This window comes from Tenacibaculum profundi (assembly GCF_052050075.1).
Classification (GTDB): Bacteria; Bacteroidota; Bacteroidia; order Flavobacteriales; family Flavobacteriaceae; genus Polaribacter.
This window is the reverse complement of the sequence record NZ_CP197225.1, coordinates 1,365,224-1,386,750: the sequence shown is the minus strand read 5'-3', so window position 1 is coordinate 1,386,750 and position 21,527 is coordinate 1,365,224. Positions and strand designations below refer to the sequence as shown.

20 protein-coding genes and 1 pseudogene are annotated in these 21,527 nt (G+C 31.2%); 14 read left to right on the top strand and 7 right to left on the bottom strand.

The features are described 5' to 3' along the window. Nucleotides 1–11 precede the first annotated feature (11 nt). Nucleotides 12–1,655 (bottom strand): M1 family metallopeptidase, encoded by a 1,644-nt coding sequence (locus tag ACSIGE_RS05525; protein ID WP_440881782.1) that lies wholly within the window; start codon nucleotides 1,653–1,655, stop codon nucleotides 12–14. Nucleotides 1,656–2,005: 350 nt separating this feature from the next. Between ACSIGE_RS05525 and ACSIGE_RS05520 the strand changes: the two genes are divergently transcribed. The 4 genes from ACSIGE_RS05520 (at nucleotide 2,006) to ACSIGE_RS05505 (ending at nucleotide 5,682) form a co-directional block, all read left to right on the top strand. Beyond that, nucleotides 2,006–2,806: an SDR family oxidoreductase gene (locus ACSIGE_RS05520; RefSeq protein WP_440881781.1), complete on the top strand. Its 801-nt coding sequence runs from the start codon at nucleotides 2,006–2,008 to the stop codon at nucleotides 2,804–2,806. Nucleotides 2,807–2,855: 49 nt separating this feature from the next. Then, nucleotides 2,856–3,509 carry a fructose-6-phosphate aldolase gene (gene fsa, locus ACSIGE_RS05515; protein ID WP_440881780.1) on the top strand — a complete coding sequence of 218 codons (654 nt, stop codon included), beginning with the start codon at nucleotides 2,856–2,858 and terminating at the stop codon, nucleotides 3,507–3,509. A 101-nt stretch (nucleotides 3,510–3,610) separates the two neighbouring features. Then, a complete protein-coding gene (menD, locus tag ACSIGE_RS05510) occupies nucleotides 3,611–5,269 on the top strand; it encodes a 2-succinyl-5-enolpyruvyl-6-hydroxy-3-cyclohexene-1-carboxylic-acid synthase (protein ID WP_440881779.1) in 1,659 nt (552 codons plus the stop codon). Further along, nucleotides 5,269–5,682 (top strand): DNA-binding protein, encoded by a 414-nt coding sequence (locus tag ACSIGE_RS05505; RefSeq protein WP_440881778.1) that lies wholly within the window; start codon nucleotides 5,269–5,271, stop codon nucleotides 5,680–5,682. The genes menD and ACSIGE_RS05505 overlap by 1 nt, the downstream gene beginning before the upstream one ends. Before the next feature lie 78 nt (nucleotides 5,683–5,760). On the opposite strand, the gene ACSIGE_RS05500 is transcribed toward ACSIGE_RS05505, so the two are convergent. The 4 genes from ACSIGE_RS05500 to ACSIGE_RS05485 form a co-directional block, all read right to left on the bottom strand. Beyond that, nucleotides 5,761–8,361, bottom strand: coding sequence for a zinc-dependent metalloprotease (locus ACSIGE_RS05500; RefSeq protein WP_440881777.1), 2,601 nt, complete (start codon nucleotides 8,359–8,361; stop codon nucleotides 5,761–5,763). Nucleotides 8,362–8,530: 169 nt separating this feature from the next. After that, nucleotides 8,531–9,016, bottom strand: coding sequence for a hypothetical protein (locus ACSIGE_RS05495; RefSeq protein ID WP_440881776.1), 486 nt, complete (start codon nucleotides 9,014–9,016; stop codon nucleotides 8,531–8,533). 225 nt (nucleotides 9,017–9,241) lie between these two features. After that, nucleotides 9,242–9,850 carry a hypothetical protein gene (locus ACSIGE_RS05490; RefSeq protein ID WP_440881775.1) on the bottom strand — a complete coding sequence of 203 codons (609 nt, stop codon included), beginning with the start codon at nucleotides 9,848–9,850 and terminating at the stop codon, nucleotides 9,242–9,244. A 706-nt stretch (nucleotides 9,851–10,556) separates the two neighbouring features. Continuing rightward, on the bottom strand, nucleotides 10,557–11,795 hold the full coding sequence (locus tag ACSIGE_RS05485) for an alpha/beta hydrolase-fold protein (RefSeq protein ID WP_440881774.1): 1,239 nt from the start codon (nucleotides 11,793–11,795) through the stop codon (nucleotides 10,557–10,559). A gap of 86 nt (nucleotides 11,796–11,881) precedes the next feature. Here ACSIGE_RS05485 and ACSIGE_RS05480 point away from each other — a divergent pair, with 86 nt between their 5' ends. The 3 genes from ACSIGE_RS05480 (at nucleotide 11,882) to ACSIGE_RS05470 (ending at nucleotide 15,147) form a co-directional block, all read left to right on the top strand. After that, the gene (locus tag ACSIGE_RS05480; RefSeq protein WP_440881773.1) at nucleotides 11,882–12,721 is read left to right on the top strand and encodes a 1,4-dihydroxy-2-naphthoyl-CoA synthase; all 840 of its coding nucleotides are present in this window, start codon (nucleotides 11,882–11,884) and stop codon (nucleotides 12,719–12,721) included. A gap of 663 nt (nucleotides 12,722–13,384) precedes the next feature. Next, a complete protein-coding gene (locus tag ACSIGE_RS05475; protein ID WP_440881772.1) occupies nucleotides 13,385–14,428 on the top strand; it encodes a M12 family metallopeptidase in 1,044 nt (347 codons plus the stop codon). Nucleotides 14,429–14,538: 110 nt separating this feature from the next. Beyond that, entirely contained in the window at nucleotides 14,539–15,147 is a 609-nt protein-coding gene (locus ACSIGE_RS05470) for a fumarylacetoacetate hydrolase family protein (protein WP_440881771.1), read from the top strand. Between the two features lie 23 nt (nucleotides 15,148–15,170). On the opposite strand, the gene ACSIGE_RS05465 is transcribed toward ACSIGE_RS05470, so the two are convergent. Both ACSIGE_RS05465 and ACSIGE_RS05460 read right to left on the bottom strand, forming a co-directional pair. Then, nucleotides 15,171–16,145, bottom strand: coding sequence for an NAD-dependent epimerase/dehydratase family protein (locus ACSIGE_RS05465; RefSeq protein WP_440881770.1), 975 nt, complete (start codon nucleotides 16,143–16,145; stop codon nucleotides 15,171–15,173). Then, a complete protein-coding gene (locus tag ACSIGE_RS05460; RefSeq protein WP_440881769.1) occupies nucleotides 16,145–16,930 on the bottom strand; it encodes an SDR family NAD(P)-dependent oxidoreductase in 786 nt (261 codons plus the stop codon). The genes ACSIGE_RS05465 and ACSIGE_RS05460 overlap by 1 nt, the downstream gene beginning before the upstream one ends. Before the next feature lie 97 nt (nucleotides 16,931–17,027). On the opposite strand from ACSIGE_RS05460, the gene ACSIGE_RS05455 reads away from it, so the two are divergent. From ACSIGE_RS05455 to ACSIGE_RS05425, 7 genes and pseudogenes are all read left to right on the top strand, one after another. Continuing rightward, nucleotides 17,028–18,275, top strand: a complete 1,248-nt coding sequence (locus ACSIGE_RS05455; RefSeq protein ID WP_440881768.1) for a CinA family nicotinamide mononucleotide deamidase-related protein — start codon at nucleotides 17,028–17,030, stop codon at nucleotides 18,273–18,275. An 82-nt stretch (nucleotides 18,276–18,357) separates the two neighbouring features. Next, nucleotides 18,358–18,597 carry a 50S ribosomal protein L28 gene (rpmB, locus tag ACSIGE_RS05450; protein ID WP_093669052.1) on the top strand — a complete coding sequence of 80 codons (240 nt, stop codon included), beginning with the start codon at nucleotides 18,358–18,360 and terminating at the stop codon, nucleotides 18,595–18,597. Nucleotides 18,598–18,627: 30 nt separating this feature from the next. Next, nucleotides 18,628–18,810: a 50S ribosomal protein L33 gene (rpmG, locus tag ACSIGE_RS05445; protein WP_440881767.1), complete on the top strand. Its 183-nt coding sequence runs from the start codon at nucleotides 18,628–18,630 to the stop codon at nucleotides 18,808–18,810. Nucleotides 18,811–18,836: 26 nt separating this feature from the next. After that, the gene (locus ACSIGE_RS05440) at nucleotides 18,837–18,989 is read left to right on the top strand and encodes a DUF4295 domain-containing protein (RefSeq protein WP_440881766.1); all 153 of its coding nucleotides are present in this window, start codon (nucleotides 18,837–18,839) and stop codon (nucleotides 18,987–18,989) included. A 168-nt stretch (nucleotides 18,990–19,157) separates the two neighbouring features. Then, nucleotides 19,158–20,111, top strand: coding sequence for a signal recognition particle-docking protein FtsY (gene ftsY, locus ACSIGE_RS05435; protein WP_440881765.1), 954 nt, complete (start codon nucleotides 19,158–19,160; stop codon nucleotides 20,109–20,111). A 689-nt stretch (nucleotides 20,112–20,800) separates the two neighbouring features. Next, nucleotides 20,801–21,127 (top strand): annotated as a pseudogene (locus ACSIGE_RS05430) (trehalase family glycosidase). 219 nt (nucleotides 21,128–21,346) lie between these two features. Further along, the gene (locus ACSIGE_RS05425) at nucleotides 21,347–21,514 is read left to right on the top strand and encodes a hypothetical protein (RefSeq protein ID WP_440881764.1); all 168 of its coding nucleotides are present in this window, start codon (nucleotides 21,347–21,349) and stop codon (nucleotides 21,512–21,514) included. Nucleotides 21,515–21,527: the final 13 nt, after the last annotated feature.

Here is a 21,527-nt window from a genome sequence, read left to right as displayed (position 1 = left end):
GGTGTAGTTATTTATAACTTGTTAACATCAATATAAAAATTAGGATCAACAGTTATGTTATTAGTGTTTGTTTTCAAAGTTTGCCATTCTTGAGTAGGCTTCAGCAGAGTAACCTCTTTTCCAAGATATACTTTTAAAGGCATATTAAAATTCTCAACCACATTCGTCCATCTGTATTTTAACTGCCCTTTTTTTAGTTTGTACTCAAAGTTTGGAATTTTAATTGTTCTTAAATATTGATCAAATAATTTAGTTAGGTCAATTCCTGATTCTTGAATTAAATAATTCTCTACTTGTTCTGTAGTAACTGTTTGATGATAAAAAGTTTTATTCAAGCCTCTTAAAATCTGCCGCCATTTTTCATCGTCATTAATCAATTGGCGAATGATATGAAGCATATTCGATCCCTTATAGTACATATCGCCCGAACCTTCACTATTTACATTGTATTGTCCTATTATTGGGATGTCATTTTGTATAGATCTTCTTGTTCCGATTACATATTCAGCAGCCGCTTTTTTACCGTAATAATAATCCAGAAACAGATTTTCCGAATACGCAGTAAAGCTTTCATGGATCCACATGTCAGCAATGTCTTTGTTTGTAATATTATTAGCGAACCATTCATGCCCTGCTTCATGAATAATGATAAAGTCAAATTTCAATCCCCAGCCAGTTCCTGAAAGATCACTTCCTAAATATCCTTTTCTATATTGATTTCCGTAAGTAACCGAACTCTGGTGTTCCATACCTAAATAAGGAACTTCGACTAATTTAAAACTGTCTTCGTAAAACGGATATTTTCCGAACCAATGCTCAAATGCTTTTAGCATTTTTGGAGCATCTTTAAAATGGACTTTAGCCTTTTCAAGATTATATCTTAATACATAATAGTCTAAATCTAATTTACCACCTTCACCTTGATACTTTTCAGAAAAGTTTACATAGTCACCAATGTTTACATTGACTCCATAGTTATTGATTGGATTATTTACGAACCAATGATATGTAGTGGTGTCATCAGAGTGTTTTTCAACTTTTCTAAGTCTTCCATTTGAAATATCCATTAAGTTACTCGGAACGCGAACGCTAATAGCCATACTATCAACTTCATCATACATATGATCTTTATTTGGCCACCAAACACTTGCACCTAGTCCTTGGCAAGAAGTAGCTACAAAATGTTTTCCATTTTTATCTTTTTTCCAAGAGAAACCTCCGTCCCATGGAGCCCTAATTGCTTCTTTAGGATTTCCTTCATAGTATACGTCAATAGAATGTATCGTTCCAATTTTCTGTTGTTCTTGCAATTCAACGAAGTGAGCATTTCTTTCTGAATAAACGTTCAATTCTTTTCCATTTTGAATCACTTTAAGAATTCTTAAAGGAGGTTGTAAATCTACTTGCAGTCTTGAAGCGGGTTTTAAAACTTTATATTGAATGGTATTTTTACCATGAATGAATTTTTTATCAGGATTAACAGAGATGTTTAAATGGTAGTAAGTTAAATCCCACCATGATCTTTCAGGAGTAATTGTTCCTCTCAGAGAGTCTTGTCGTGTAAACGTTTTTGTATGATGAAAAAGTGATTTTTGTGAAAAACAAGTGATTCCAACCAAGGATGTAAAGTAACTAAGTATGATTTTTTTTAGCATAACCTCAAATATATCTGATAGCTAATATAAGTTTTTAAATGATAATTTATAATCGATTAAATTTTTGAAATGCAATAATTAAAAGCTTTTTTATTAAAATTATAATTTTTAGTATCGGAGTAAAATTGATTAAGTTTAGTAGGTAATTCATAATAAAAATAATTTGAAAAAGTATCGCTTCTTATCATAGAAAAAAGGTAGAAAAGCATATCAAAACATCTATTACTTGCTTTTAAATCATACTTGTAATTTATAAAAAGTTAGAGCTTAATTAGACATTATAATAATTGTACTAAAAATATTTTTTTATTTGGGTTGAGCTTTTGGATATTTGCTTAAAATTATATAGAATGTCAAAGGTTGTATTTATTACAGGAGCATCGTCAGGGATAGGGAAATCCATAGCTAATTATTTGCATGGAAAAAATTACAAAGTATATGGAACAAGTAGAAATCCTAAGAATGTAGACTTCGCTTTTAGTATGGTTGCACTAGATGTAACAAAAGAAGACACAATAAAAATAGCCATAGAAGAAGTTGTTCAGAAAGAAGGGAAGATTGATGTTTTAATTAATAATGCAGGAAAAGGAATTACTGGACCAATTGAAGATACACCAACGGAAGAAATGCGTGATAATTTTGAAACGAATTTCTTTGGTGTGATCAATGTCATAAAAGAAGTACTACCGTTTATGCGAGAGCGAAAGCAAGGACTTATAATAAATACGACTTCCATTGCAGCTTATATGGGATTGCCATTTAGAGGGATTTACTCTGCAAGTAAAGGCGCTTTAGAGTTAATTACAGAGAGTCTGAGTATGGAGGTTAAAGCTTTTGGAGTTAAAGTGGTAAATGTAGCGCCTGGTGATTTTGCAACGAACATTGCAGCAGGAAGGTATCATACGCCAGTTTTTGAGAACTCAGCTTACAAAGAAAAATATGAGGAGAATTTAGCTTTGATGGATAGCCACGTTGATTCTGGTGCAGACCCGATTCAAATGGCTAAAAAAGTACAAGCTATCATTGAAACTAAAAATCCAAAAACACATTACAAAGTAGGGGCTTTTATGGAGAAGTTTTCAATTGTATTAAAGAGAATTTTACCAGATAAAGTTTATGAAAAGCTCTTGATGAATCATTATAAGTTGTAAATTCGCAGTGTATTATAAAACTAAACACAACAAAAATAAATAAAAACAAATGAAATTTTTTATTGATACAGCTAATCTTGATCAAATTAAAGAAGCGCAATCTCTTGGTATTCTTGATGGAGTTACAACAAACCCATCTCTTATGGCTAAAGAAGGAATTACAGGGACGGAAAATATTTTAAATCATTATAAGGCAATCTGTGATGTCGTTGAAGGAGATGTTTCAGCAGAGGTTATTGCTACTGATTTTGAGGGAATGGTAAAAGAAGGAGAGGCTTTAGCAGCTTTAAACCCTCAGATAGTTGTAAAATTACCTATGATAGCAGATGGTATCAAAGCATGTAAGTATTTTGCTGATAAAGGAATTAAAACAAATGTAACTTTGGTTTTCTCTGCAGGACAAGCTTTACTAGCTGCAAAGGCAGGTGCCACATATGTATCACCTTTCATAGGTCGTTTGGATGATATTTCAACAGATGGGTTAAATTTAATTTCTGAGATTCGGTTGATATTTGATAATTATATGTTTGATACGGAAATTTTAGCTGCTTCTGTTAGGCATACTATGCATATCATTGATTGTGCAAAGCTTGGTGCTGATGTTATGACGGGGCCATTAAGCGCAATTTCTGGATTGTTAAAGCATCCATTAACTGATATTGGTTTAGAAAAGTTTTTAGCTGACTATAAAAAAGGAAATTAGGGTAATCAAAAATTAGATACAAGTCAGTAGTGAAATATGCAATTTAGAACTACTGACTTCAATCAAAACTAAACTTTATAAAAACTGTCTTAAAGTAACCAATGTATCCAAAAAAAGAACTAGCACAACTTGTGGTTTCTGCGTGTGGTCATTATCATGTTGATTCCGTAATTATATCACCTGGTTCAAGAAATGCTCCTCTCACTGTTGGTTTTTCAAATTACCCAGGAATAAAGACTTATAGCTTAGTAGATGAGCGTTGTGCAGCTTTTTTTGCATTAGGGATAGCTCAACAAACCAAAAAGCCTGCAGCTATAGTTTGTACATCGGGTTCCGCCTTACTGAACTACTATCCTGCAATTGCAGAAGCTTTTTACAGCAGAATACCGCTACTTATTATCTCTGCCGACAGGCCTAAGCATTTAATAGATATAGGAGATGGACAAACTATTCGTCAGGAATATGTTTTTAATAATCATATTCTTTTTTCAGCAAACTTAAAGGAGGATAAGGAAAAAAAGAGTGAGAATATTCAGTTATTAAGTGTAGCCGTTAAAAAGGCTATAGAGGGGAAAGGGCCAGTTCATATTAATATACCCTTTGATGAGCCACTGTATGAAACGGTTGATATAATTGGTGATTTTGATTTTCCAAAATTAATACAAGGTCAAGAAATACTGAATTTTCAGTACGATACGGCGGTGAATGTTTGGAACGAATCAATGAAAATTATGATTTTGGTAGGGGAGAATTTCCCGTCTGAAGAAGTCAATAAATGTTTGGAAGAATATTTCAGTGATGAAAAAGTAATAATACTTACTGAAACAATCTCAAATATTTATCATCCGAATATTATCAATTCTATTGATCAGGTAATTACTCCGTTTACAGAAAAAGATTTTGAGGTTTTTAAACCGGAATTATTAATTACGTTTGGAGGAATGGTAGTTTCAAAGAGAATCAAGCAATTTTTACGTAAGTATTCTCCAAAGCACCATTGGCACATTGATGAATCAAGAGCGATGAACACTTATTTCTGCTTGACAGCTCACATTACCTTGAAGCCAGAACGTTTTTTTTCTGAGTTTTATGAGTTGGTAAAGAAGAAAGAAACCAAGTCGACCTACCAAAGAAGTTGGTTGGAGGTAAAAGCAGAAAGAAAGGAGAGGCATATACAGTTTTTAAAGAATGTTGCTTACTCTGATCTTGGGGCCTGTGAGATTATATTATCATCGATACCTGATCATTGTCAATTACAAATTAGTAACAGTTCGGTTATTCGTTATACGCAATTATTTGATTTGAATCCTACCTTAAAAGTTTTTTGTAACCGAGGAACTAGCGGAATTGATGGTAGTACGAGTACTGCAGTTGGAGCTGCTGTTGAATCAAAGGAGCAAACAGTTTTTGTTACAGGGGATATCAGTTTTTATTATGATAGTAATGCTCTATGGAATTCGTATATTCCGAAAAGTTTTAGGATTATTATTTTGAATAATTCAGGAGGAGGTATATTTAAAATTATTCCAGGACCGCAATCAACGAACGTATTGAACTATTTTGAAACTCCTCACGATTTAACTGCTGAATATTTAGCAAAGACATATGGATTTGGATATCGCTCAGTTTTTAATAAAAAAGAATTGAATAGTAGCTTGGCTGATTTTTATCAAGAATCTGGTCAACCAGAAATTTTGGAGGTTTTTACACCTTCTGATATAAATGATGTAATATTAAAGGAATATTTTAAAAATTTATAATGGAATTAAAAGTAGGAGATAAGGTTGATTTAATTATAGGGTTACAGTCGCATTTAGGCTTTACTGTATTAATCAATGAGAAATATGAAGGGTTACTTTATAAAAATGAAGTATTCACTGAATTAGAGGAAGGAATGAAAATGATTGGATATATAAAAAAAATCAGAGAAGATGAACGAATTGATGTGTCATTACAACCTCAAGGATTTAAGAATGTGATTGATAAAGACGTTGAAAGAGTTTATAATAAAATTAAAGAAAAAGGAAGTTTAAGATTAACTGATAAAAGCTCTCCTGAATCTATAAAGTTTCATTTACAAATGAGTAAAAAAGCATTTAAGCGTGCTATTGGTAATTTGTATAAACAACAAATGATAGATCTTAAGGAAGATAGAATTGAATTGAAACACTAGTTTAATTTTATTGAAAAAAAAAATAAAAAAGCCTCTATCAAAAACTATAGAGGCTTTTTCGTAGCTCCTTTTTAGATGTTATTTAACTTCTTTTAAAGAGTTATTAATTAATAATTTTAGTTGGTTTTTATGCGCTTTCGTCGAAATGTTACCAGTTGCACTACTTACCCAAGATTTAATTTTGTTTAAGTTATAAAGAGCCATTGCTTTGGCTGCATTTGTATATCCTTTACTCTTTTTACCAACAACTATGTTTAAAAGCATTTTTGTATACTCTGTTTGCAAATTCTGACGGAAAGAGTTTACATTTTTATATAAATCAGCTTTAAAAATAGCGTTGTTTAAATCTGTCATAAAAGCAGATAAAGTATATTGGTTTCCATACAGTTCTGAATCAGTAATCCTTTGTAAAGTATTTCTGTGTAAGATATGGTTTAGTACATTTTTTTGGTATCTTAAAACTTGTGCATGAATTTTTGGATCTTCAGGGCCACTAAAGAAGTTGTACCCACGTCTCTGTCTTGCTAAATAGTTGTATAAATCAGCAGGAGCTTTGAAGGCATTTGGTGCAAAAACATAAGTTTTTAAAGCGTCCATGGCTCTTTTTTGATCTGCTAAACTTACAGGTGTATAAGGTTGTGTTCCTCCTTCTTGGCCAATAATAGATCTGTCTACATAAACTCCACCAATAAAGCGAGAAATAACGCCTCCAGCCGTTGCAGCTTGACTACTCAAAATGTAATATGCATTTCTAAGTTCTTCGTAAGTTTCTCCTTCATTAGAAAAACGCGACTTAATATTTTTCATGATATTATTCGCTAATTTTATTCTGTCAATTGAATAAGCGATTTGATCATTCGATAAATCACCGATCATTACTCTTGGGTCAATTGCTTTTCCAGGAGCGCGCATGTCATCTGCGTCATTACCAAAAATTAATTCTGGTTTAGTTGATTGCGCTAAAAGAGCTTTTCTTTCTGAATCGTTATTGAAAGGAGTATATCCATATTGAATAGCCCAAACATCGTAAGGACCAACGGCAGTATCGTAATACTGTCCTTGTTTTGATCTATCTAGAGTTAAATTGATGGCAGCATAATCCATAACAGAACCCGTTAGGCATTTTCCTTCAATAAAATCAGCATCTGCTAATTGTTCAGGAGAAAATAATTGACTAGCCTTCATGTTATGATTCAAACCAAGAGTATGTCCCACTTCGTGCATAATTAAGGCTTTCATAGCTTCTCTTTTCATTCCTTCCATTTCCAAATCAGAAGCGCCTGAAGCAGCTAACACAGCTTTACCGAACATGGTGTTTTCATGCATTAAATGCCCAGCAGAGCAGAACATGTAATTGTCTTTGTGAGCAAAAATATTTTGCGCTTCTTCTTGTGTTGAAGTGTTGGATACGCTGCTAAAGATTTTGTCATATTTAACTCTGTTTGTAAAATGAACATATTCTAACATAATATCAGCACCTAAAATCTCACCAGTTCTTGGATTTACAAAACTAGGTCCGTAACCACCAAAAGGAGGATTTGGAGACGAAGTCCATCTTAATACATTGTATCGAACATCACCAGCATCCCAATCAGCATCCTCTGGCTGAATTTTTACTTCCATCGCATTTTTAAATCCAGCCTTTTCAAAAGCTTCGTTCCAAGCTAAAACACCTTCTTTGATGGTTTCAATAAATTCAACAGGAGTTGAATTCTCAATCCACCATGTTATCGGTTTTACAGGCTCAGATATCGCTAATTCAGGATTCTTTTTAATTAGTTTCCATCTATGAATAAAATCTCTGTAGTTTACTGCTTTGGTAGAGGTCATGTCGTTGGTAGTAGTCAAAAAATAACCAACTCTAGGATCATCCATTCTTGATTCATAATCGCTTTCAGGCATATTCATGAAAGTATGAAAAACTTTAATAGAAATAAATCTACCATCTTTTATCGCTTGTGAACCTCCATTTAAAACAGAAGGGTTGTTGTAAACATATTCCGTTTTAATGTTAGTGTTTTCTGGGTAATTCTTGATTTCACTAATTTTCGATTTTTTCTTATCGAAATTTCCCAGTTTAAAAGCAAAAGGAGGTCTTCCAGGAAAATTAGGAGGCTTTATTCTTGTTAGTAATTCAGAAATAAAAAGAGCATTTGCATCAATTAAATACTCTCCCGTTTTTGTATTCGATGATAAAATTTTTGTACTTGCTATAATAGCATCACTTATGTTTGCCCTTGAAGATTTAGAGATCGGATTAGTTTTATCAAAGTAAAATGCTGTGTTTGGAGAAATAAATTCTATTTTATTAAAATGTTTTTTAATATTGAGAATAGTTGAACCTCGATAAGAACCTCTGAATGTTTGGATTTCAGTGATTCCATCGGCTATTTGAGAAAAATAAATATAATCTTTGTTTAATTGCTTCTCTTTAACAATTAATTTAATATCGCCTGAAATAGTATCTTGATAAATAGGAAATAAGCCATCAAATTTTTTGCTACTTTTGGTCAGTTCTGTAATTGTTTTTTCTGCTTTTTTCTTTTTTTGTTTAACTTCAGTTTTATTTTTACTTCTTCGTTTCTTTTTTCTTTGTGCACTTATATCTTGAATGCCTAGGATGGAGATAGTTGTAAGACTGAATAAAAATAATTTAAGGATATATTGTTTTTTGCTCATATTTTTTATTTTGAAAAGCGAATTTACAATATATTGAAAGTAAATATGTTAATTTTCATTAAAATAGAATAGTATATTATTTTTTTTAAACAAAAAAGTCGTTTACAAACGAATGTAAAACGACTTATTGTTTAATGTCCTCTAGGAAATTTATTCTTTTTAATCGCAGTTAATTGTCATTTTGTTTATTTTCATCTTTATCTTCATTCTTTTCTATTGGAGTTTCTTTTTCTTCTTTCTGCTTTTTCATTAAATCATTGACTCGTTTAATGTTTTCGTAAAATTCGTTGGTATTTGGGTCAGAAAGATTCATTTTTCCATAAGCAGCTTTGTAATAAAAGTCAGCTTTTTCATAGTCTTTTCCTAATTCGTAGTATTTTCCAACATAAAAATCGCCCAAGTGAAGCTCAGGATATTTAATCGCTACAAAATCACCCAAAACTCTCAGATAATCTCCATCTTTTTTATCAATTACTATTCCTTCAATGGCATAAATATCCTCTAACCGAACGTTTAAATTAGAGTCATATAAAAACTGAATATCCAAGTATTTTTGCTCCAGATATTTAATAGCTTCTAGCGGGTCTAGATCTTTTATGTGTTCTTCAAATTCAGACTTCGATATTTTTGAATAGATAGAAAAAATATCAGTCATAGCTCTTGGTATGGTTTCAGAAATAGTTGATAAGAAACTAGGTGAATTTTCAAATTTATCAAAGGTTACAAGTAAATTCTTTGAATCAAAAGAGTTTAAATAAGTGCTAATTTCGCTGAATTTTTCAAAGAGTTTTCCAGTTGTTTGTTTTTCACAATTACTTCCGTATATAAAGTAAGTGTTATCAATATTTTCAAGTCTTTTAAGAGTATATGATTTAATTATTTAATAACCACCTCTTAGTCTGAGTTGAATTCCATTGTATATAACTGATCTATTGCCTGATTTAAACTTACCTTTTTTAATTCCACCAATATAGTAAGTAATACCATCTCTAACATACCACCTATTAGGATTAGTACTTCCAATGTAGCTAGCTTTTCCTTTTCCAGCACCATAGTTATAGTAATCAATATAAATACCACTATCTATAGATAAGAGTTTCCTTTTTTTAATTCCAGAGAAATGGTAGTCAAAATCTGTATGGTCTATTGATTTAAGTTTTCCTACTTTATGGCTATACGTCCAGTAGTCAAAATCAATGCTGCCTACTGATTTAAGTTTTCCTTTTCTAGTGCCGGCTATATAATAGTCAAAAGAAATATTTCCTTTTTCTTCAACTTTTCCTTTCCTACTACCAGACATATAGTAGGTGATAGGACCATCGATATCTATATCAATGATTTCACCCAAGTCATTAACTATCAGATATCCATCACCAACTTGAACAACAACTTCAAAATCGCCATGAATATCAATATTTACTTTCTTTAACTGGGCTAATGTATTTCCAGTTAATAATATGCTAATAATAAAATTTAAAATATGTTTCATGCTAATTGGAATGTCAAATTTAATGCCATATTTATGAAACTCTTTTTTAGAAAAAAAAATAAAACTTTTAATATCAGTAAATTATCAAAGTTTTAATTTAATTTTATATTAAATATACTTACCCACCCCATAACCTTAGTTGCTAACTTTGGGAAACTTAATTTGTTACTTAGGGCTTGCTTAAAAGTTCAGAAGTACATCTATTTTGTAATTTTTGAACATCAAGATGTGTATAAATACTCTGAATTGACAAAGTTGTAGAATAGATGTGCTTTTGGGCGGCAAAAAGTTTTCTTTAGGAGTACTCAATACACTTAGTTTTTGGGTGAATTTGGGGTGGGAATGGTATTATTCTTTTGATGCCAAATAAAAAGCAGAAATGAAAAGAATTTTATTACTTATAATTTTAAGCATTTTTTCTCAAAAAAGTAAAAAATTTAAATCAGGAGTTAAAATTGTGAAAAATGAAAAAGTAGATAAATATAAGAGATCAAAATCAATCCTGTTTATTTTTAAAGGGCATACACATTTAATTAATTATTTTCTTGATTTTAAAAAAAAGAATACAATATACTGAAAATAAGCATGTTAATTTTTCAAAAAATAGATTGACGTATTTATTTTAAATAAAAAAAAGTCGTTTACAAACAAATGTAAAACGACTTATTGATAAGTATTTTAAATAATCTATTCTTTTTAATCGTAATTAATTGTCATTTTGTTCATCTTCATCTTCATCTTCATTCTTTTCTATGGGAGCTTCTTTTTCCTCTTTTTGTTTTTTCATTAAATCATTAACTCGTTTAATGTTTTCGTAAAAATCATTGGTGTTGGGGTCAGAAAGGTTCATTTTTCCATAAGCAGCTTTGTAATAAAAGTCAGCTTTTTCATAGTCTTTTCCTAATTCGTAGTATTTTCCAACATAAAAATCGCCCAAGTGAAGCTCAGGATATTTAATCGCTACAAAATCACCCAAAACTCTCAGATAATCTCCATCTTTTTTATCAATTACTATTCCTTCAATGGCATAAATATCCTCTAACCGAACGTTTAAATTAGAGCCATATAAAAACTGAATATCCAAGTATTTTTGCTCCAGATATTTAATAGCTTCTAGCGGGTCTAGATCTTTTATGTGTTCTTCAAATTCAGACTTCGATATTTTTGAATAGATAGAAAAAATATCAGTCATAGCTCTTGGTATAGTTTCAGCAATAGTGGATAAGAAACTAGGTGAATTTTCAAATTTATCAAAGGATACATGTAAATTCTTTGAATCAAAAGAACTTAAATAAGTGCCAATTTCGCTGAATCTTTCAAAGAGTTCTCTAGTTGTTTGTTTTTCACAATTACTTCCGTATATAAAGTAAGTGTTATCAATATTTTCAAGTCTTTTAAGAGTATATGATTTAATTATTTCAGAAGAAAATCCTGCAAATTCTGGTGTTGCACAGATGTATGCGTTAAAAATTGGTTGAGGTTCTTTTAAAAAGTGAGTTACAAAATTAGCTCCTTTGCCTTCTCCAACAATTGTCATAAAAGGAGAAGTTTTAAAATTAACTTCTAAAAAAGAAGTTAACTCATGTTTAATGAAATTATAAAAATGGATACCACTTGTTGATAATAAATTGGTTGTAGAAACAATTGATATGTCTTTTGAGAAAGTCGATTTCATATCAATTCCTACAACAATCTGTCTTGGTGCTTTATCAGCATTAGCAAAAAGTTTTGCATTACCAACACACAAATCAAACAGATATCCGTCACCAAGTACAATTGTAACAGGGTAGCTTGTTGTCAGATCTTTTTCATAATTTTTAGGTAAGTAAATTTTAATACTTCGTTCTTTCTTTAGCTCTTTGGAGTTTATCGACTTTGTAATTATTTTTTGAGAGAAAGAGTTTGAAAATATGAAAAATAAAAGTAAAAATGATAGAAGTTTCATAGGGAATGATTTATAGTAGACAAATATAAAAAGAAAATAAATTATTATGTTATTTTTGTTTTTATTAATGATTTTAGATTAAAATTATGGTACAACCTGTTTGGGAAACTGTAAAAGAATATGAAGATATTACTTATAAAAAATATAATGGAGTTGCAAGAATTGCATTTAATAGGCCAAATGTCAGAAATGCATTTAGACCAAAAACAACAAGCGAATTACTAGATGCGTTTAAAGATGCGCATGAAGATACAACAATCGGTGTTGTTCTATTATCTGGAGAGGGGCCTTCGACTAAAGATGGAGTATGGAGTTTTTGTTCTGGAGGAGATCAAAACGCTAGAGGAAATCAAGGATATGTCGGGGAAGATGGTTACCATCGATTAAATATTTTAGAGGTTCAGCGTTTAATTAGATTTATGCCAAAAGCAGTGATTTGTGTTGTCCCAGGTTGGGCTGTCGGGGGAGGTCATAGTTTACATGTAGTTTGTGATTTAACCCTAGCTAGTAAGGAACACGCTATTTTTAAACAAACTGACGCAGACGTAACCTCCTTTGATGCAGGTTATGGTTCAGCTTATTTAGCTAAAATGGTAGGTCAGAAAAAAGCACGTGAAATTTTTTTTCTAGGGAGAAATTATTCTGCTCAAGAGGCTTATGAAATGGGGATGGTTAACGCTGTAATTCCACATGCTGATTTGGAGTTAACAGCTTACAAGTGGGCTCAAGAGATATTGGAAAAATCCCCAACATCAATAAAAATGTTAAAGTTTGCTATGAATTTAACTGATGATGGAATGGTAGGACAGCAAGTTTTTGCTGGAGAAGTTACAAGACTTGCCTACATGACAGATGAAGCGAAAGAAGGTAGGGATGCTTTTTTGGAAAAGCGCAGACCTAATTTTGAAAAGAAATGGATTCCATAACACGTTAATTTGAAATGTAGTTTTTTCTGAATTTCAACTATTTTACTTAGTTAGAGTAGTTGAATTTTTTTTTTGTTATAAAAATCACTAAAAGATAAAATTATTTAGACTTGATTTTATTCAGGGTAAAGGATTTTTACTATACTCTGAATGAAATGTTCTTAATAGTTATAAAATGTTTTCCAGAACTAATTAGAGTTATTTTTTGATATAAATTAGTGCTTTATCTTGAAATGAAAACTATATTGAGTTGTTTGCTAAATTCACTCTTTACCTACCTTTAGTTTATTTAAAAAAATATGTCAAGCTTATGCAAAGGCTATTTTGAAATTTTACTTATTGAAACCCTTTAACACATTCTGATAATCACTCATGCTCTAACCTACTATATTTTGGATAAGTATTACAGTTAAAAGTGAAAGTGGAATCTGTAAAAAAAATCATAATTTTTTACTAAATTTTTAAAATTAAGTTGGTTTTAGATTGTCTTTTTTAATAGAAAATAAAGGCGATAGATTTACTTTTTGTTATTTATTTCTTATTTGAAACAATAAAAGTTAAATATAACAATTATTGTAAATCTGTATGAAATAAAACTAAATGATTATTATTTAATATTTTTAGATAATATTTGCTGAATTAATAACAAAAAAACCCTTATAAATGAAAAAACTGAAAAAATTCAGAAACTTTAACTTTTTAAAATTATCTGTTCTTACAGTTCTCATGATGTCGTGTAATAGTGAGAATAAGTTTGACGGTCCTGATGCAGCCTCTTTAGAGACAGTTGAACAAGCTTTTCCTGATTTAAGTGGACAAATTAAAGAAGGCTATTATGAAGGATCAGAAGTAATCTATGAAAATATCGATGGTAATTATGTTTACGAAGGAGATATAATTTTAGATAAAAAATTTGTAACTGATCACGTTGAAGATTTAATCCACAACGAAGGAGACGATGTTAATACATCTAGAAGCGTTGGACGTACTAGAGCAAGGTGGCCTAACAATACTGTTTACTATAGTATTGCATCAAATTTACCATACAAATACAGGGTAACAGATGCAATAAGACATTGGGAAGCAAATACTAATGTTAAGTTTGTTAAAAGAACTAATCAAAGAAATTATGTTTATTTCAGACCAGGTAGAGGATGTTCTTCATACGTTGGAATGATTGGAGGTAGACAAGATATAAATTTAGCCTCTGGATGTAATACAGGTACTACAATACATGAAATTGGGCATGCTGTAGGCTTATATCACGAACAAAGTAGAAAGGATCGCGATAGGTACTTAACAGTTAATTTTAATAATATAACGAATGGAATGGCACATAATTTCCAAACGTATTCACAAAGGCGTAGAGATGGAGATGAGTACACAAGGGCATTAGATTTTAATTCAGTTATGCTTTATAGTTCTTATGCATTTAGTAGAAATGGTAGGCCGACAATTACTAAGAAGAATGGAAGTACCTACAGGACTAATAGAAAAGGTCTGTCTTCAGGAGATATTGAAGGTATAAATAAGATGTATCCTGGTTCAGGTTCAGGCTCTGGTGGAGGCGGTGTCAAATATGTTAATGGTCAGTACTATCGAATAGACGGCTTGAGAGTTTATAGATACCATGATGTGTGGTGGTATTGGACCAGATCAGGCTGGAGACAAGTTAAGAACGTTAACGGACGATGGTATTGGGTTTAGAAAAATAATTTAAATATCCTTTCAGAATATTGATAGTCTTTTTAGACTATCAATATTTTTTTTATGATATTTTTGTTTCAAAGAAGATTATAAACATAACAAAAGAATTAATGAAAATAATTTGTATTGGCCGCAATTACGCAAGCCACATTGAAGAGCTTGCTAATGAAAAACCTACGAGTCCTGTTATTTTTTTAAAGCCTGATTCAGCCATTTTACCTAAAAATCACCCTTTTTTTATTCCTCCTTTTTCAAACGATATCCATTATGAAATTGAAGTTTTAGTTAAGATAAATAAGGTAGGAAAATATATCTCGCCAAAGTTTGCAAACAAGTATTACGACGAGGTTGGTTTAGGAATTGATTTTACAGCTCGTGATGTTCAAGCAAAATGTAAAGAAAAAGGATTGCCATGGGAAAAAGCCAAATCTTTTGATGGTAGTGCTGTGATTGGAATGTTTTATCCAAAAGAAGAATTAGATTTAAATAATCTTACTTTTCAGTTGATAAAAAATGGAAAAGTAGTTCAAGAAGGCAATACAAAATCAATGTTATGGAAAGTGGATGAATTAATCAGCTATGTATCTGAGTATTTTACTTTAAAAAAAGGGGATGTTATTTTTACAGGAACTCCAGCTGGTGTGGGAAGCGTTAGAGAAAATGATGTTCTCGTAGGAACAATTGAGGATAAAGAGGCGCTTCGAATTAAAATTAAATAAAGACAAGATTTTGTAAGGAAACGCTATTTTAGTTTAAACCATTTTGAAGCTTCGGAAATTCCCTTTTCAATAGGATTTTGCTGTAGTTTCAATTCTTGTAATGCCTTTTGATTAGAATAATAGTTATGAGTACACAATGTTTGAATATTCGTTAACGATATATCTGTTTGTATTTTAAAAAAACGCAGTAGATTACCAAAACAACCGATGGTATATAGCAAGTATTTTGGAATTCTAATAAAAATAGATTTTTGTTTTAATTCCGAAGTTACTTTTTTATAGAATTCTAGATATGTTAAGTTTTCTCCAGACAAAATATAAGACTCCTCGTGTTTTCCGAAGGCAATAGAGTTTATAACCGCAGCAGCTACGTCTGTAACATTAATAAAACTTTTTCCTCCCGGTGGATAAAAAATTACTCGTTTCCTATAGGCACTCAATACTAGTCTTCCAGAGCTAGGTTTGGTATCGTAAGCTCCAATCATAAATGTTGGGTTTACAATTACCAGTTTGGTTGCAGAGTGGTTTTTAGCTATTTCTAAAAGATTATCTTGTCCCGCCAATTTACTTTTTGCATACAAAGACTTGTCAAAAGGTGTTTTTATGCTTATGGTTTCCTTCCCGGGCGACTCTAAAGAACCGTATCCAAAGCAATTTGCCGTACTTACGTATATAAACTGTTTTATTTTGTTTTTTATGGCACTTTTATACAGTTGTGTTGTAGCAAGGTTGTTTACTTTATCGTAAACGTCATAATCAACGATATTTTGGCTAGTTAGTGCAGCAACATGGATAATACAATCCACTTTTTCAAGAAGATGCAGGTACGATAATGGTTTGGTAATATCTCCTGTGGCTAAAATCAAATTCTTGTGACCGAATAAAGCAAAACTTTTTTTATTCCGCAAGAAACCAATTACCTTTTGATCCACTTTAAGGAGTAAATTTATAATATTTGTAGCCAACAATCCATTAGCTCCAGTAACCAAAACTTTCATTACGCTTCTATTTCTTTTTTTATGGCTTTGCTAAGTAGTCTTATTTTCGTTTTTAAAGGGAGGAAATATAAAATCCATTTACTCAATTTATTTATCTTCCCAGGTATTACGCGCATTTTTCCGTGTAGCATACTTTCAATACTCTGAAAGGCTATAACTTTTGTGTCAACTACTCCAAATTTTACAAAAGCACTTTGTTTTTCAATTCTAGAAGATACTTTATTATTTGTTTTCATAGGTCCAGGATATAATATGGTAATGGAGATGTTTTGATTTTTAAGCTCTTCCGCTAGGCCTAAAGAGAAATGTTCAATAAACTTCTTAGAGGCAGGGTATACTGTTTTATAGCCAATCGGGCTAAAAGCCGCCATGCTGGATACATTTAAAATATAACTCTTTTCTTGTTGCTCTAGGTTTGGTAGGAGTAATCTCGTTATTAAAGAGGTTGCAACTGTATTTAATTCAATAATAGTATGTATGTATTGTATTGAGGCCTCAGAGATTTTTTTTGAGCCACCGCAGCCTGCATTATTGATAAGTGCAGTAATGGGATATTGGTTTGCCCAATTGCACAAATCAATTATATTTTTTTGCTCTGTTAAATCTGTTTCAAAATAAATTACTTCCACATTCGACTTTTTTCGAATAGTAGTGGTTACTTCTTTCAGATTTTCACCGGGTAAAGAGGCTAATAGTAAACTATATCCTCTATGGGCTAGTTCTTTTGAAAGTGCCAAACCTAAACCGGTACTTGCACCGGTAATCAAAGCAAAATTAGTATTCATTCTATTCTTTTCAATAAAGACTAAAAACTATATGTTCTGTGACGCTTTATTAAGAGATATTAGTTTTATATTTGTTTAATACTGTAAAAAGATACTTTTGAAAGCAGAAATTATTACCATAGGAGATGAAATTTTGATAGGTCAGATTGTTGATACAAATTCGCAATGGATTGGACAAGAATTAAATAAAATAGGGGTTGCCGTTTATCAAATTTCGTCCATACAAGATGAAAGACAGCATATATTAAATGCGTTATCAGAGGCACAAAATAGAGCAGATATAGTAATCTTAACTGGAGGGTTAGGGCCAACAAAAGATGATATAACAAAAAAGACACTTGCAGAATACTTTAAAGATTCAGCAATAGTTGAGTATCCTGAAGTTATTCAAAATATTGAACGTATTCTTAAAAAGGTAAATCATCCTTTTAATAAAGTCCAAAAATATCAAGCACAACTTCCATCAAAAGCAACTATGCTCATGAACCGTTTTGGGACAGCCCCAGGTATGTGGTTTTATGAAAATAATACAGTTTTTATCTCATTGCCTGGAGTTCCGTACGAAATGAAGGGATTAATTACAAATGAAGTTTTACCAAGGTTAGAAAAAGAATTTAAGCTTCCTGTTATTATTCACAAAACAATAATGACCTATGGGACAGGAGAAAGCGTAATTGCTGAAAGAATAGTAGATTGGGAGGAAGCCTTACCAACTCATATAAAGCTAGCATATTTACCGTCTTTTGGAAGAGTAAGGTTAAGGCTTTCGGCTAAAGGAAATAATAGAGAGGTTTTAGAACAAGAGATCGAACAAAAAATAATAGAATTAAATGAATACATAACAGACATAACCTTAGGACTAGAAGAAGGTGATTCAATAGAAAAGAGTGTAGGTAGGTTGTTGACAATAAATAACAAAACATTGTGTACAGCAGAGAGCATGACCGGAGGAAAAATAGCATCAACTATTGTTTCCGTCCCAGGCTCTTCAGCATATTATCAAGGGAGCTATATAACATATAATGTTAGCTTAAAAGAAAAGTTATTGGATGTTCCTAAAGAGGTAATTATTAATAATAGTTCAGTGAGTTTTGATGTAGCAAAAGCAATGGCCGTTAATGCACGAAAAAAACTAAAAACAGATTATTCTATCGCTGTTACAGGGAATGCAGGGCCAACTACTGACAATAATGATATAGATATAGGAGTAGTTTATATTGCCATTGCAAATGGAGACAAGGTTGATGTGAAAAAATTTGATTTTGGACAACCTAGAGAAAAGGTAATAAATAGAACGGTTACAAAGGCTTTGGAGCTTTTGCAAAGAAATATTCTAGAAAATTAATATGTAATATGTTGTTTAATTCTTTCAAAAATTAGTATATTTGCACCTCGTTTAGAAATAACACTATAAAACTGTCAAGAAGATGTCTAGAGTTTGTGAATTAACAGGGAAAAAAGCGATGGTAGGTAACAACGTATCTCATGCCCTAAATAGAACTAAAAGAAAGTTTAACGCTAATTTAATGACTAAGCGTTTCTATATACCAGAAGAAGATAAATGGATAACATTAAAAGTTTCAGCTTCTGCATTAAAAAATATTAACAAAAAAGGAATCTCTGCTGTTCTTAAAGAAGCTAGAGAAAAAGGTTTCTTAACGAAGTAATTCCTTAAAACCAGATAAAAATATAAACAGATGGCAAAAAAAGGAAACAGAGTTCAGGTAATATTAGAGTGTACTGAACATAAAGGAACTGGTGAACCAGGAACTTCTCGTTATATAACTACTAAGAATAAAAAAAATACTCCGGACAGAATGGAATTAAAGAAATTTAATCCAGTTTTGAAAAGAATGACAGTTCACAAAGAAATTAAATAAAAGCTACGGCATAAATTTTATATAAAATGGCAAAGAAATCAGTAGCAACGTTACAAACAGGGTCAAAAAGATTAACAAAGGCAATAAAAATGGTAAAATCTCCGAAAACAGGAGCTTATACGTTTGTTGAAGCAATAATGGATCCTACACAAGTTAACAACTTTTTAGCAAAAAAGTAATTCTTGTATACAGTTTAGAAAAAGCTACTTTCAATTATTGAAAGTAGCTTTTTGTATGTAAAAAATCAGTATTTTTGATTATAATATTTTACATATAATGTAACTACAGAAACGATAAAAAATCTTTTCAGGAGTTATAGTTTAAATGTGAAACCGATATGTTTTATTATGAGTTTTTTTAAGAAAATATTCTCGAAAGAGAAAAAGGAAACATTGGATAAAGGCTTAGAAAAAACGAAATCAAGCTTTTTTTCGAAATTAACTAAGGCTGTTGCAGGTAAATCTAAAGTGGACGATGATGTGCTTGATAACTTAGAAGAAGTATTAGTATCTTCTGATGTTGGAGTAGATACTACGTTGAAAATTATTGAAAGAATCGAAAAACGTGTTTCTCGCGACAAATATCTAGGTACAGAAGAGCTTAATAAAATATTACGAGATGAAATAGCAGGACTACTTTCTGAGACAAATTCTGAAGATGATACCGAGTTTACTGTACCTAAAAATACCAAGCCTTATGTTTTAATGGTTGTAGGGGTAAATGGTGTAGGAAAAACTACAACTATTGGAAAGCTTGCTTCTCAATTTAAAAAAAGAGGGCTAAAAGTTGTTCTTGGAGCAGCAGATACATTTAGAGCGGCTGCAATTGATCAGTTACAAGTATGGGCTGATAGAACAGAGGTTCCGATTATACGTCAAGAGATGGGATCCGACCCTGCTTCTGTAGCTTTTGATACAGTAACTTCAGGAATAAATCAAGAAGCAGATGTTATTATAATTGATACGGCAGGGCGCTTGCATAATAAGGTGAACTTAATGAATGAGTTATCTAAAATAAAAAGGGTTATGCAGAAAGTAGTTCCTGATGCACCGCATGATGTCTTATTGGTTTTGGATGGCTCAACAGGACAAAATGCTTTTGAACAGGCAAAACAGTTTACGAAAGCAACAGAAGTGACTTCTTTGGCTGTAACAAAATTAGATGGAACGGCTAAGGGAGGCGTTGTGATTGGTATTTCTGACCAGTTTCAAATCCCTGTTAAGTATATTGGAGTAGGAGAAGGGATTGATGATTTACAGGTATTTAATAAGTTCGAGTTTATAGATAGTTTTTTTAAATAATAGATTCAGGTAGATTTTCTAATAATTAAATTTGTTCAGTGTTACAATGCTAGGAGGTATTTCTGTTTTAGATTTAATCTCTCTAAGTAAAAGTTGACAGCTTTTTTTATCCACTTTTTTTCTGAATGATTACAGCTGATAGTTCAGGTGTTATAATTGACGGCATAAATTAATTACTAAAATCAAAAACGGCAATGTCTTTTGAGACATCAATTTCTTTGTCTTCAAAACACTTCATAGCACTAATTGCTCCAATACCCCTAATCGTAAAAATAAAATAGTATCTTAATGTTGTTCTAATAGAGCTTTCGTTGCCATATAGCCATCTTTAAAACCTGAATTATTAATACAATTTATATAAACCTTTTATTCATTGTTAATTAACGTTTTCTGGTAACTTAAAAATCTATCAATTCAATTCTGAGGTATCAGTCTTGCTCTAAAATGTGCTATTTTTTTGTAACCTTTATTTATTAAGTATGAAACACCATTATATGCTACTTGCTTATCGTTTATAACTTCTTTAGATCAATGAATAGATTTTGATATTTTATCAAAAATTTAATACATCAATTCAAGATTATATTAACATCTTGCTGAAAAATATGGTGACTCTTTAGCAGAACTGATAAAAAACTAAATCAAAAAAAGATAGCCAAATAGAAGAGTATTTTGAACATGATAGAAGTATGAGGGAAAGTGGTAATGACACAATGACAAGACTTGATAATATATCTTCTAACTTAAATACGTTAGATTTAAACAGTTTATCATACAAATATGAAATGGATTTATGTTTCCTTACAAAACAATATTTTGATTATAGATTTCAATTTGAAGTTAAGGTATTAACTTCTGAAGATTGGTGTGTAAAGGTTCGAGAAAGAAAGAACGATTTAATCTAGAGCGATGATGAAAACAAATTATACGATTATGATTTTCGCCTTAATAAGAAAAGAAAGTATATCCTTATTACTAACTTTTATCCGTTATGGACAGGTATTTGTAATCAATAACAAACTAATTTAATGATAATAAGGTGTTTGTTGAGGTTTATTTGTAAGAGTGGATTAGCATTCATGTTGAAAGTAAGTACGTTTGACAAGGAACCAGAACCATAATAGGATTGCCCTTTTGGTTGGTCGCTTCACATAATATTGCCTTGTTGATGTTAGCTCAGTTATTACTTCGGAAATGTAGTTTAAGAATTAATTTACAGATGGATGTAGTTATGCATGAGAACTGTAGCTGATTGTAATGGTTTAATTCCAAAAATAATCAACATTGTAGTGCCCCATAAAGTTTCTGCTGAGCATAGAGATTTAGAAACTCATTTTAAGTATATAAATAAGGTGGATTCGGATGGACAAACGCATCGATTAAATTGGAAGATAAATTGTTGAAAATAAGTGGATA